Origin of the sequence: Amycolatopsis eburnea, from assembly GCF_003937945.1 — a bacterium.
GTDB lineage: Bacteria > Actinomycetota > Actinomycetes > Mycobacteriales > Pseudonocardiaceae > Amycolatopsis > Amycolatopsis eburnea.
Genome location: NZ_RSEC01000063.1, coordinates 461,050 through 473,501, shown reverse-complemented (window position 1 = coordinate 473,501; position 12,452 = coordinate 461,050). Strand labels below are relative to the sequence as shown.

Genomic DNA, 12,452 nt, shown 5'->3' with positions numbered 1-12,452 from the left:
GTCGCGCCGGAAGGCTCCGCCCAGCGAGCCGCCACCACTGTGCCTGACCCTGGCCCGGGACGTAGTGAACGACCCTTTCACCTCACCGGACGAGGTGAAAGGGTCGTTCATGTCGTTGCGGGACGGTGAGCGAGCCTCGGGAGCCGGGCCGAGGTCGCGCCGACTTTGCTGGGGCCGTCGCCGGGATGTCATGAAAGGGTCGTTCATGTCGTCCGGCGAGGTGAACGACCCTTTCATGACGTGCGCGCGGGCGGAGGCGGCGGAAAGCGCTCCCATCCGGCGCTTCTCCCCACCTCGGCCCGGGTGCGGGCGTTGCGGTCGCCGGAACTGTCGTACCCCGGCGTTACGCTCTGCCCATGCCCGACGCCGACACCGTCACCACGGAACCCCCAGCCGCCGTCGCCACCGAGGCGCGGCGGCGGCCCGCGTTGTCGCCGTCGCGGGCGAGTGACTTCAAGCAGTGCCCGCTGCTCTACCGGTTCCGCGCGGTCGACCGGCTGCCCGAGGTCCCGACCAAGGCGCAGCTGCGCGGCACGCTCGTCCACTCGGTGCTGGAGCGGCTGTTCGCGCTGCCCGCCGCCGAGCGCGTCCCGGCGCAGGCGCGGGAGCTGCTCGGCCCGGCGTGGACCGACCTGTCGGCGGACCGTCCGGAGTGGACCGAGCTGTTCGACGGCGAAAAGCCCGACGAGCACGCGGAGTGGCTGCGCTCGGCGGAAAAGCTGCTGGACGCCTACTTCGAGCTGGAGGACCCGCGGCGGCTGGAGCCGGAGGCGTGCGAGCTGCACGTCGAGATCGAGCTCGGCTCCGGGGTCCTGCTGCGCGGCTACATCGACCGCCTCGACGTCGCGCCGACCGGCGAGATCCGGGTCGTGGACTACAAGACCGGGGCCGCGCCGCGGGAAATCGGCGAGGCCAAGGCGATGTTCCAGATGAAGTTCTACGCCGTGGTGCTGTGGCGGCTGCGCGGGATCGTGCCGCGGCAGCTGAAACTGATGTACCTCACCGACGGCCAGTCGCTGGCCTACACCCCCGACGAAGCCGAGCTGCTCCGCTTCGAGCGCACCCTCGAAGCCATCTGGCAGGCCATCCTCAAGGCGGGCAAGACCGGCGACTTCCGCGCGAACAAGAGCAAGCTGTGCAACTGGTGCGACCACCAGGCGCACTGCCCGGAGTACGGCGGCACGCCACCGGCGTACCCCGGCTGGCCGGAGCCCGACGCCGGCGAGGAGACGCCGCTGGACCGGGCCGACTGATGGCCGACGCGTTCTACGTCCCGCTCGGCGAAGGCCGGTTCTCCGCGACAGCGCACACCGCGGGCCCGTGGTCCTCGGAGTCGCAGCACTTCGGGCCGCCGTCGGCGCTGCTGGTGCGGGCACTCGAAAACGTCGAACCCGCGCACCCGGCCGAGCTGGCCAGGGTCACCGTCGAAATCCTCGGGCCGGCGCCGGTCGCCGAGCTCACCGTGCGCGCCCGGGTGGAGCGCCCCGGGCGGTCGGTCGAGCTGCTGCAGGCGGAGCTGGCGAGCGCGGAACGCGTGGTGGCCCGCGCGTCGGCGTGGCGCGTGGCCACCTCCGACACCGCGGAGATCGCCACCGACGGCGGGCCGCTGCTGCCGACGCCGGACAGCGTCACGGAGTCGCCGTGGCCGGAGGGCTGGCAGGGCGGCTACCTCGACGCCGTGGAGTGGCGCGCGGTCCGCGGCGGGATGGACGTGCCCGGCCCGGCCGCCGTCTGGGCCCGGCCGCGCGTCCCGCTGGTCGACGGCGAGGAGCCGAGCGGGCTGCAGCGGCTGTTCACCGTCGCCGACTCCGGCAACGGCGTGTCCAACTTCCTCGACCCGCGGCAGTGGTGGTTCATCAACTCGGAGCTGACCGTGCACGTGCGGCGGGTGCCCGCGGGCGAGTGGATCGGCCTGGACGCGGTCACGCTGGTCGGCACGCACGGGATCGGCACGGCGACGAGCATCCTGCACGACGCGAGCGGCCCGCTGGCCACCGGCGCGCAGGCGCTGATGGTCCGGCCGCGACAGGCCGGGGGCGGATAGCCACCCACAACCGGCCCGGATCCAATAACCTTCGCGGAACGACCGACTTGAGGAGCGCTCCGGCATGCAGATCACCTCGGTGGTCAACCAGAAAGGCGGGGTCGGCAAGACCTCGCTGAGCGTCGGCACCGCGGCCGCGCTGGCCGAGCGGGGCCGGCGGGTGCTGCTTATCGACCTCGACCCGCAGGGGCACGCGACGACCGAGATGCTCGGGCTGGCCGAGGTGCCACCGGACCAGCCGAGCCTGGCGAAAGCGCTGGCCAAGACGTGGAAGGGCCCGATCGACGAGATCGTCGTCCCGCACCCGCGCAGCAACCTCGGCAAGGGCGGCGCGCTCGACGTCGTGCCGACGTCACCGGGGATGTTCGACCTGATCCGGCGGCTCGACTCGTTCCGCGTACCCGGCTGGCAGCTGGCCCGGGTCATCCAGTTCGCCAACTACGACCACTGCGTCATCGACTGCCCGCCGGCGCTCGACGTGCTGACGAACAACGCGCTGGCGGCGTCGCACGGCATCCTCGTACCGGTGCAGCCGGACAAGACGAGCATCCGCGCGCTGCGGCTGCTGGCCGACCAGGTCCGGTACGTCGAGCAGACCGTCGGACGCCAGCCGCTGTCGTGGTTCGGGCTGGTGCCGAGCCTCTACCGGCGGCCGATCTCGCACTACGCGGCCGCGGCGCTGCAGGAGATGTACGAGTTCGGCATCCCGATGCTGTCGCACCTGCCGCTCGGCGTGGTGATGAACGAAGCGGCCGCGCACGGCGTCCCGGTGACGACCTACGCCCCCGAGACGTTGCAGGCGCTGTCGTTCCGCGAGATCGCGGCCACCCTCGACGGCTACCTGGCGCAGAACCAGGCGCCGGCCGTCGTGCCCGCGGACGAGGAGTTCGTCTTCGAGGACTTCATCTCCGAGGTCGCGGTGGCGCGCAACGTCAACGACAACGGCGTCCGCAAGGGCCTTTACGACCTGCTCCCGAAGAAGCCCAACCGGCCGCGCTGAAGTCCGGCGCGGCCGATCTGGCTCTCGGTCAGAGGCGGCAGGAGCGGATGTCCGAGGCCAGGATCGCCTTGGCGCCCACCTCGGCCAGTTCGTCCATGATCCGGTTGACGTCCTTGCGCGACACCATCGCGCGCACGGCGACCCAGTCTTCGTCGGCCAGCGGCGCCACCGTCGGCGACTCGAGGCCCGGCGTGATGGCGATCGCCCGGTCGACGAGCGTGCGCGGGCAGTCGTAGTCCAGCATCAGGTACTGCTGCGCGAACACGACCCCGCGCAGCCGCGCCGCCAGCTGCGACTTGGCCTTGCTCTCCGCCGTCCCCTTGCGCTGCAGCAGCACCGCTTCCGAGACGCAGATCGGGTCGCCGAAGGCCACCAGGTTGTTCTGGCGCAGCGACCGCCCGGACTCGACGACGTCCGCGATCGCGTCCGCGACGCCGAGCTGGATCGAGATCTCCACGGCGCCGTCGAGCCGGATCACCTCGGCCTCGACGCCGTGGCGGGCGAGGTCGTCGCGGACCAGCCGCGGGTACGACGTCGCCAGGCGCTTGCCGTGCAGGTCCGCCGGCTTCCAGTCCTTGCCCGCCGGGGCGGCGTATCGGAACGTCGAGCCGCCGAAGCCGAGCGCCTGGATCTCCTCGACCGGCGCGCCGGAGTCGAGCGCGAGGTCCCGGCCGGTGATGCCGAGGTCGAGTTCGCCGGAGCCGACGTAGATCGCGATGTCCTTGGGCCGCAGGAAGAAGAACTCGACCTCGTTGACCGGGTCGAGCACGGTCAGGTCGCGCTGCTCATGCCGCTTGCGGTAGCCCGCCTCGCCGAGCATTTCCGTCGCCGCGGCGGCGAGGGCTCCCTTGTTCGGCACGGCAACACGCAGCATTTCGCTTCTCTCCTCGTGATTCGAGCGACCCGGTCACAGGTAGCGGTAGACGTCCTCGGTCGACAGACCGCGGCCGAGCATCAGCACCTGCACCCGGTACAGCAGCTGGGAGATCTCCTCGGCGAGGCGGTCGTCGGACTCGTGCTCGGCGGCGATCCACACCTCGCCGGCTTCCTCGAGCACCTTCTTGCCCTGGGCGTGCACCCCGGCGTCGAGGGCGACGACGGTGCCGGACCCGTCGGGACGGGTACGCGCGCGCTCGGCAAGCTCCGCGAACAGCTCATCGAAGGTCTTCACGATCTGCAGATCCTTCCACCCCGGGCCGCGCGGCGCCGCCCCGCCCCGCCGCGGGTGCAGCCCATCTCACACGGGAGTGGACGGCGCCTCCCACGAGCTGGGATCAGAACAGCGCGCCCCGCTCGAAGTCGAGCAGGTACCGCTTGCGGTCCAGGCCGCCGCCGTAGCCGGTGAGCGAACCGGTCGAGCCGACCACCCGGTGGCACGGGACGATGATCCCGATCGGGTTCTTGCCGTTGGCCAGCCCGACCGCGCGGGACGCGCCGGGGTTGCCCAGCCGGTCGGCCAGCTCGCCGTAGGAGATCGTCGTGCCGTACGGGATCTCGCGCAGCTGCGCCCAGACCAACCGCTGGAACGGCGTGCCGGCGAAGGCGAGCGGCACCTCGAACCGCTCGCGCTGCCCGGCGAAGTACTCCTTCAGCTCGGTTTCGGCGCGGGCGAAGATCTCCGCGCCGGGGTCGGCCGCGCCGAACGTCAGCTCGTCCGGGCGGTGGCGCTGGTCGACCATGTACAGGCCGCAGAGCGCGTCGTCCTCGGCGACCAGCGTCAGCGGGCCGCAGGGACTGTCGATGACGGAGTGGGAACGCATGGGGCCTCCTAGGCGGCGGGCATCCGGTTGATCGCGTGGTCACCGGTGGCCCACAGGTGCTGGGTGGCGTAGGCCCGCCAGGGGCGCCACGCCGCGGAGCGGGCGACGACGGCGGCCTGGCCGCCCAGGCCGAGGGTTTCCGCCGCGTACTTGATGCCGAGGTCGGTGGGGAGGAACGCGTCCGGGTCGCCCAGCGCCCGCATCGCGATGCTCTCGACCGTCCACGGCCCGAAGCCCGGCAACGCGGTCAGCGCCGCCCGGGCCGCGTCCCAGTCGCTGCCCGCGCCGAGGTCGAGACCGCCGGTCAGCGCCTCGACCAGCGCGAGCAGCGTGCGACGGCGGCTGCGCGGCATGGCCAGCGTCTCCGGATCGAGCGAAGCCAGCGCCTCCGGCGACGGGAAGAGGTGGGTCAGGCCGCCTTCGGGGTCCTCGACCGGTTCGCCGTGGGCGACGACGAGCCGGGCCGCGTGGGTGCGGGCCGCCGCGGTCGAGACCTGCTGGCCGAGCACCGCGCGGACCGCGAACTCGGCGCCGTCGGCCGTGCGCGGGACCCGGCGGCCCGGCGCGGCGGCGACCAGGGGCGCGAGCAGCGGGTCGGTGGCGAGCTGGTCGTCGACGGCGACCGGGTCGGCGTCGAGGTCGAGCAGGCGGCGGCAGCGGCTCGTCGCGGCGGGCAGGTCGCGCAGGTCGGCCAGGGTCAGCCGGCAGGCGATGTGCCCGTCTTCCGGCCGCAGCGCCACGATCCCGGGGCCGTGCGGCAGCCGCAGCGTCCGGCGGTAGGCGCCGTCGCGCCACTCCTCCACGCCCGGCACGCCGGTCGCCACCAGGTGCCCGAACAGGTTGTCGGGGCACAGCGGCTTGCGGTACGGCAGCCGCAGCACGAGCGCGCCGGCGGCCGCGGGCTTGCCCTTGGCGCGCTGCCGCAGTTCGGTCGGCGAGAGGGCGAACACCTCGCGCACGGTGTCGTTGAACGTCCGGATGCTGCCGAACCCCGAGGCCAGCGCCAGCTCGGTCATCGGCAGGGTGGTCGTCTCGATCAGGGTCCGCGCGGTCTGCGCGCGCTGGGCCCGCGCCAGCGCCAGCGGGCCCGCGCCGAGCTCGGCGAACACCTGGCGCTCGACCTGCCGGACGCTGTAGCCGAGCCGGGCGGCCAGCCCGCGGACCCCTTCGGTGTCCACGACGCCGTCGGCGATCAGCCGCATCGCCCGCGCCACCAGGTCGGCGCGTTCGTTCCACAGCGGCGAGCCGGGGCTGGCGTCGGGGCGGCAGCGCTTGCAGGCGCGGAACCCGGCCTGCTGCGCCGCCGCCGCGCTCGGGTAGAAGCTCATGTTCCGCGGCTTGGGCGGCACCACGGGACAGCTGGGCCGGCAGTAGATCTTCGTTGTCAGGACCGCCGTGTAGAACCACCCGTCGAACCGGGCGTCCTTCGCCTGCACGGCCCGCACGCACCGTTCGAAGTCTTCATGCACGCGACCCAGCATCGCCGAGCGCGGCGGCCGGGGCTAGCGGAAATGCGACATGGGCGTGTCAGCCCAGCAGAGCCGCCAGCGCGGGCACGTCGATCCCCACGAGCGAGTCGCGGAACACGCGCCGCTCCCCCGCGTCGACCGGGACGTCGTTCGGGACGACCAGCACCGTGCAGCCCGCGGCGACCGCCGACGCCGTGCCCGGCGGGGAGTCCTCGACCGCGACGCACGCCGCCGGGTCGACGCCGAGCAGCTCGGCGGCCTTGAGGTACGGGCGCGGGTGCGGCTTGTTGAGGCCCTCGACCTCGTCGCCGCACACCGTGACGTCGAAGAAGTCACGGCCGATCGTGTTCAGCGCCAGCTCGGTGAGGTCGCGTTCGGTCGAGGTGACCAAAGCCGAGCGCACCCCGGCTTCACGCACCGCCGCCAGAGCTTCGCGGGCGCCGGGGCGCCACGGCAGCTCGTCGTCGAACAGACCGGCCGTGCGGCGGCGGATCTCCTCGCCCGTCGCCGCGATCGCCTCTCGCGTGACCGGCCGTCCGACGACCTCCAGGAGGTATGCCGAGGTGTCGTCCATGTTGGACCCGACGAGGGTCATCCGCTGCTCTTCGGAAAGCTTGCCGCCGAGCCATTCCGCCGTCTCGTAGAGGGCGATGTCCCACAGCTTCTCGGAATCGACCAACGTGCCGTCCATGTCCCACAGCACGGCATCGAGTCCGTCCACAGTGGATCTCCCTCAGGTGTTGAAGTACTTCGCTTCCGGGTGGTGGCAGACGATCGCGTCGGTCGACTGCTCGGGGTGCAGCTGGTACTCCTCGGACAGCTTGACGCCGATCCGGCCCGGTTCGAGGAGGGCGACGATCTTCGCCCGGTCTTCGAGGTCGGGACAGGCGCCATAGCCCAGGGAGAACCTGGCTCCACGGTAGCCGAGCTTGAAGAAGTCCTCGACGTCGTCCGGGTCCTCTGAGGCGACCGCCACACCGCCGGGGAAGGTCAGCTCCTGCCGGATCCGGCAGTGCCAGTACTCGGCCAGCGCCTCGGTGAGCTGGACGCCGAGGCCGTGCACCTCGAGGTAGTCCCGGTAGGCGTTGGCGGCGAACAGCTCGTTCGCGTAGTCCGCGATCGGCTGGCCCATGGTGACGACCGTGAACGGCACGACGTCGACCTCGCCCGCCTCGCGCGGCCGGTAGAAGTCGGCGAGGCAGAGCCGCCGGTCGCGGCGCTGACGCGGGAAGGTGAACCGCACCCGCTCGGGCGCGTCCGGTTCGGGCTCGGTGAGCACGACGAGGTCGTCGCCCTCGGCCACGCACGGGAAGTAGCCGTAGACGACGGCCGCGTGCGCCAGGATCCCGTCGGCGGTCAGCCGGTCGAGCCAGTACCGCAGCCGCGGCCTGCCTTCGGACTCGACCAGTTCGTCGTACGTCGGCCCGGCGCCGCCGCGCGCGCCCTTGAGGCCCCACTGCCCCATGAAGGTGGCGCGCTCGTCGAGCATCGCGGCGTAGTCGGCGAGCGGGACACCCTTGACCACGCGGCTGCCCCAGAACGGCGGGGACGGCAGCGGGACGTCGGTGGCGACGTCCGAACGCGCCGGCGGCGGGCCTTCGAGGGCTTCTTCCTCGGCCTTGCGGGCCTTGCGCGCTTCGGCGATCCGCAGCGAGCGCTCACGGCGTTCCTTGCGCTCCCGGCGCTTCTGCTCGGCGTCGGCGTCCACCAGCGGCGTTTCCCCGCGCTTGGCGGCCATGATCGCGTCCATCAGCCGCAGGCCCTCGAACGCGTCCCGCGCGTAGCGGACGTCGCCGAGGTAGAGCTCCGTGAGGTCGTTCTCCACGTAGGACCGGGTGAGCGCGGCGCCGCCGAGCAGCACCGGCCAGCGCGCCGAAACGCCCCGGGAGTTCATCTCCTGGAGGTTCTCCTTCATGATCACGGTCGACTTCACCAGCAGCCCGGACATCCCGATCGCGTCGGCACCGTGCTCCTCGGCCGCGTCCAGGATGGTCGTGATCGGCTGCTTGATGCCGAGGTTGACGACCTCGTAGCCGTTGTTGGACAGGATGATGTCGACGAGGTTCTTGCCGATGTCGTGCACGTCGCCGCGGACGGTGGCCAGCACGATCCGGCCCTTGCCGGCGTCGTCCTCCTTCTCCATGTGCGGCTCGAGGTGCGCGACGGCGGCCTTCATCACCTCGGCGGACTGCAGCACGAACGGCAGCTGCATCTGCCCGGACCCGAACAGCTCGCCGACGGTCTTCATGCCCGACAGCAGCGTGTCGTTGATGATCTGCAAGGCCGGCCGCTGCTCCAGGGCCGCGTCGAGGTCGGCGGCCAGTCCGTTGCGCTCGCCGTCGACGATCCGGCGTTCCAGGCGTTCGAACAGCGGCAGCGCGGCCAGCTCTTCGGCCCGCGACGCCTTCGACGACGCCGCGCTGACGCCTTCGAACAGGGCCATCAGCTCCTGCAGCGGATCGTAGCCCTCGCGGCGGCGGTCGTAGATCAGGTCGAGGGCCACCGCGCGCTGCTCGTCGGGGATCCGCGCCATCGGGAGGATCTTCGACGCGTGCACGATGGCGGTGTCCAGCCCGGCCTGGACGCACTCGTGCAGGAACACCGAGTTCAGCACCTGGCGCGCCGCGGGGTTGAGCCCGAAGGAGATGTTGGACAGCCCGAGCGTGGTCTGGACCTCGGGGTGCCGCCGCTTGATCTCGCGGATGGCCTCGATCGTCTCGACGCCGTCGCGGCGGGACTCCTCCTGGCCGGTGGCGATGGTGAAGGTGAGCGCGTCGACGATGACGTCGGACGTCCGCAGCCCCCAGTTCCCGGTGATGTCCTCGATGAGCCGGGTCGCGATGTCGGCCTTCTTGGCCGCCGTGCGCGCCTGGCCTTCCTCGTCGATCGTCAGGGCGACGACGGCGGCGCCGTACTCGCTGACCAGTTCCATGACCTGGCGGAACCGGGACCCCGGGCCGTCGCCGTCCTCGTAGTTGACGGAGTTGACGGCGCAGCGGCCGCCGAGGCGTTCGAGGCCCGCGCGGAGCACCGGGACCTCGGTGGAGTCGAGCATGATCGGCAAGGTGGACGCGGTGGCCAGGCGGCCGGCCAGCTCGGCCATGTCCGCGGTGCCGTCGCGCCCGACGTAGTCGACGCACAGGTCGAGCAGGTGGGCGCCGTCGCGGGTCTGCTCGCGGGCGATCTCGACGCAGTCGTCCCAGCGGGCCTCCAGCATCGCCGTGCGGAACGCCTTCGAGCCGTTGGCGTTGGTCCGCTCGCCGATCATCAGCACGCTGGCGTCCTGCTTGAACGGCACCGCCTGGTAGAGCGACGACACCCCGGGCTCCGGTCGCGGCCGGCGCGGCACCGGCGAGGTGTCCGCGACCGCGGCGGCGAGCTGCCGGATGTGCTCGCCGGTCGTCCCGCAGCAGCCGCCGACCAGGCCGACGCCGAACTCGCGGACGAACCCCGTGAGGGCCTCGACCAGCGCTTCCGGGCTCAGCGGGTAGACGGCGCCGTCCGGGCCCAGCTCGGGCAGGCCGGCGTTCGGCATCACCGACAGCGGCACCCGGGCGTGCTTGGCCAGCTGCCGCAGGTGCTCGCTCATCTCGGCCGGCCCGGTGGCGCAGTTGAGCCCGATGACATCGATGCCGAGCGGCTCCAGCGCGGCCAGAGCGGCGCCGACCTCGGTGCCGAGCAGCATGGTCCCGGTCGTTTCGACGGTGATCGAAGCGAGCACCGGCACGCGGCGGCCTTCGGCGGCCATCGCCCGCTTCGCGCCGATGATCGACGCCTTCGTCTGGAGGATGTCCTGGGTGGTCTCGACGATCACCGCGTCCACGCCGCCGGCCAGCAGGCCGCGGACCTCCTCCTGGTAGGCGTCACGCAGGGTGGCGAACGGCGCGTGCCCGAGCGTCGGGAGCTTCGTGCCGGGGCCGACCGAGCCGAGCACGAACCGCGGGCGGTCCGGCGTCGCGAACTCGTCGGCGGTCTCCCGGGCCAGCCGGGCGCCGGCTTCGGCCAGCTCGAAGATCCGCTCGGTGATGTCATATTCGGCGAAGTTGGCGAAATTGGCCCCGAAAGTGTTGGTCTCGACCGCGTCCGCCCCCGCTTCGAGGTAGCCGCGGTGCACGGACCGGACGACGTCCGGCCGGGTGACGTTGAGGACCTCGTTGCAGCCCTCGAGGCCGGCGAAGTCGTCCAGGCTCAGGTCGTGGGCCTGCAGGGCGGTGCCCATGGCCCCGTCGGCGACCAGGACCCGGGAGCCGAGGGCATCGAGGAACGCGGACGACAGGCGGTCGGACATGCTGAACAGGGTAAGGCCGGTGGTCGTAGGCTGGTCCGGTGAGTGAGCCCGTCGACGAGACCCCGCGGCCGCCCGGCGACCGCCCCGAACCCACCCGACCGTTGATGGTCGTCGCCTTCGAAGGCTGGAACGACGCCGGCGACGCGGCCAGCCGCGCGGTGGAGCACCTGCAGCTGAACTGGGACGCCACGCCCCTGGCCGAACTGGAGCCCGACGACTACTACGACTTCCAGGTCAGCCGCCCGACCGTCCGGATGGTGGACGGCGTCACCCGCCGGGTGGACTGGCCGACGACAACGCTGTCGGTGTGCCGCCCCGACGGGTTCGACCGCGACGTGGTCCTCGTCCAGGGCCCCGAGCCGAACATGCGCTGGCGCGCGTTCTGCGCGGAGCTGCTGGAGCACATCAAGCAGCTGGACATCGCGACCGTCGTGACGCTCGGCGCGCTGCTCGCCGACACCGCGCACACGCGGCCGGTCCCGGTCACCGGGACGGCGTACGACAAGGACACCGCGTCGCTCTACGGCCTCGACCTGAACAACTACCAGGGCCCGACCGGCATCGTCGGGATCCTGCAGGACTACTGCGTGCAGGCGGGCATCCCGGCCGTGTCGATCTGGGCGGCGGTGCCGCACTACGTGTCGCACCCGCCGTCCCCGAAGGCGACGCTGGCGCTGCTGCACAAGCTGGAGGACATCCTCGACGTCGAGATCCCGCTCGGCGCGCTGCCGGAGCAGGCCGAGGAGTGGCAGCGCACGGTCAGCGAGATGGCCGACGAGGACGAAGAGATCAGCGAGTACGTCCGCGGCCTCGAAGAGCGCGGCGACGCGCAGAGCGAGGTCGCCGAACAGGACGTCAGCGGCGACAAGATCGCCGCGGAGTTCGAACGCTACCTGCGCCGCCGCGGCCGAGGCGGCGGACAGGAAGGCTTCGGCCTGCGCTAGTCACCCGCGCCAGCTGGTGGCGAACGCCCGGGCGGGATTCGCCACCAGCATGGCCGTGACGACGTCACCACCCAGCAGCTTCGTCAGCCACGGGGCCAGCGTCGTGAGCAGGTACGGCAGGCCACCGGGCTCCCGGCGGGCCGTGGCGGTCGTCGTGTCGCCGCCCAGCAGCAGCTGACCGCCGTGCCCGGCGCCGACGAGCGCTTCGAGGCAGTCCGCGAGCCGCCAGTCGGTGGCGCGGTTGGCCAGGGACGGCCCGTCGAAGGCAAGGAAGACGCCGGTTTCCGCGATCTCGCGCTGGATCCGCGGCTCCGGGTGCCGGTTCAGGTGCCCGAGGATCACCCGGTCGGCGGGCACGCCGAGGGTCCCGCACAGCAGCTCGGCGATCTCGAGCCCGGCGGTGCCGTGTTCCAGGTGGACGGCGATCGGCGCACCGGTTTCTCCGTGCGCCACCGCGGCGGCGGTCAGCGTCGTGCGGGCGTGCGCGTCGATCGTGTGGAACGCGCCCGCCACCTTGATCAGCCCCGCCCGGTGCTCCCGCGTGTCCTCCGGCAGGTCGGCGGGCCCGGTGCCCTCGACGAGGTCGGCGACGAAGAGCCGGACCAGGTCGTCGACCACCTGGTGGAGGAACGCGGGCGAGTAGTGCGCGGCCCGGTGCAGCCCGGTCGCCGCGACGACGTGCACCCCGGTCTCCCGCGAGAACCGGGCGAGTTCCCGCGTCCGGCGGCCCAGCCCGAACGGCGTCCACTGCACCACGCTCGCCCCGCCGGCGGCCCGGAACCGGATCAGCTGTTCGAGGGCAGCTTCCGTGCTGTCCAGCTCCTCGCCCGGGAGGAGTTTCGAGGCGAAGAAGAGGTGGTCGTGCGAGTCGGTGACGCCGAGCGCGGCCGGATCGATGTCGCCGAGCAGCGTGCGCACCTTGGGTTCCCCAGTCACCCCGCCGAGTG

Annotated in this window: 11 protein-coding genes; 4 read left to right on the top strand and 7 right to left on the bottom strand. The window is 72.3% G+C overall.

Annotation, left to right across the window (positions count from 1 at the left end; all coding sequences use genetic code 11):
* Positions 1-356: 356 nt before the first annotated feature.
* From EIY87_RS45900 to EIY87_RS45890, 3 genes are all read left to right on the top strand, one after another.
* Entirely contained in the window at positions 357-1,253 is an 897-nt protein-coding gene (locus EIY87_RS45900) for a RecB family exonuclease (RefSeq protein ID WP_125316365.1), read from the top strand.
* A complete protein-coding gene (locus EIY87_RS45895; protein ID WP_125316364.1) occupies positions 1,253-2,044 on the top strand; it encodes a thioesterase family protein in 792 nt (263 codons plus the stop codon). Before EIY87_RS45900 ends, EIY87_RS45895 begins: the two co-directional genes overlap by 1 nt.
* A gap of 64 nt (positions 2,045-2,108) precedes the next feature.
* Entirely contained in the window at positions 2,109-3,044 is a 936-nt protein-coding gene (locus EIY87_RS45890) for a ParA family protein (protein ID WP_125316363.1), read from the top strand.
* 28 nt (positions 3,045-3,072) lie between these two features.
* Here the strand turns inward: EIY87_RS45890 and hisG are convergent, their stop codons facing one another.
* The 6 genes from hisG to metH all read right to left on the bottom strand — a co-directional run bounded on the left by hisG (position 3,073) and on the right by metH (position 10,561).
* Positions 3,073-3,918 (bottom strand): ATP phosphoribosyltransferase, encoded by an 846-nt coding sequence (hisG, locus tag EIY87_RS45885; protein WP_125316362.1) that lies wholly within the window; start codon positions 3,916-3,918, stop codon positions 3,073-3,075.
* Positions 3,919-3,951: 33 nt separating this feature from the next.
* Complete coding sequence (locus tag EIY87_RS45880) at positions 3,952-4,215, bottom strand: phosphoribosyl-ATP diphosphatase (protein WP_086681128.1); 264 nt, start codon at positions 4,213-4,215, stop codon at positions 3,952-3,954.
* A gap of 103 nt (positions 4,216-4,318) precedes the next feature.
* Positions 4,319-4,804, bottom strand: coding sequence for a methylated-DNA--[protein]-cysteine S-methyltransferase (locus EIY87_RS45875; RefSeq protein WP_125316361.1), 486 nt, complete (start codon positions 4,802-4,804; stop codon positions 4,319-4,321).
* A gap of 8 nt (positions 4,805-4,812) precedes the next feature.
* Entirely contained in the window at positions 4,813-6,273 is a 1,461-nt protein-coding gene (locus EIY87_RS45870) for an AlkA N-terminal domain-containing protein (protein WP_125316360.1), read from the bottom strand.
* A gap of 58 nt (positions 6,274-6,331) precedes the next feature.
* Positions 6,332-6,994, bottom strand: coding sequence for an HAD family hydrolase (locus EIY87_RS45865; RefSeq protein ID WP_125316359.1), 663 nt, complete (start codon positions 6,992-6,994; stop codon positions 6,332-6,334).
* Positions 6,995-7,006: 12 nt separating this feature from the next.
* Positions 7,007-10,561 carry a methionine synthase gene (metH, locus tag EIY87_RS45860; protein ID WP_125316358.1) on the bottom strand — a complete coding sequence of 1,185 codons (3,555 nt, stop codon included), beginning with the start codon at positions 10,559-10,561 and terminating at the stop codon, positions 7,007-7,009.
* Positions 10,562-10,599: 38 nt separating this feature from the next.
* Here metH and EIY87_RS45855 point away from each other — a divergent pair, with 38 nt between their 5' ends.
* A complete protein-coding gene (locus tag EIY87_RS45855) occupies positions 10,600-11,505 on the top strand; it encodes a PAC2 family protein (protein WP_125316357.1) in 906 nt (301 codons plus the stop codon).
* Here EIY87_RS45855 and EIY87_RS45850 read toward each other — a convergent pair whose 3' ends face one another.
* On the bottom strand, positions 11,506-12,441 hold the full coding sequence (locus EIY87_RS45850) for a phosphotriesterase family protein (RefSeq protein WP_225440434.1): 936 nt from the start codon (positions 12,439-12,441) through the stop codon (positions 11,506-11,508).
* Positions 12,442-12,452 lie beyond the last annotated feature (11 nt).

Coding starts and splice junctions, on each gene's coding strand:
- metH (WP_125316358.1), bottom strand. CDS start 10,561: ATGTCCGACCGCCTGTCGTCCGCGTTCCTCGATGCCCTCGGCTCCCGG.
- hisG (WP_125316362.1), bottom strand. CDS start 3,918: ATGCTGCGTGTTGCCGTGCCGAACAAGGGAGCCCTCGCCGCCGCGGCG.
- EIY87_RS45890 (WP_125316363.1), top strand. CDS start 2,109: ATGCAGATCACCTCGGTGGTCAACCAGAAAGGCGGGGTCGGCAAGACC.
- EIY87_RS45875 (WP_125316361.1), bottom strand. CDS start 4,804: ATGCGTTCCCACTCCGTCATCGACAGTCCCTGCGGCCCGCTGACGCTG.
- EIY87_RS45895 (WP_125316364.1), top strand. CDS start 1,253: ATGGCCGACGCGTTCTACGTCCCGCTCGGCGAAGGCCGGTTCTCCGCG.
- EIY87_RS45900 (WP_125316365.1), top strand. CDS start 357: ATGCCCGACGCCGACACCGTCACCACGGAACCCCCAGCCGCCGTCGCC.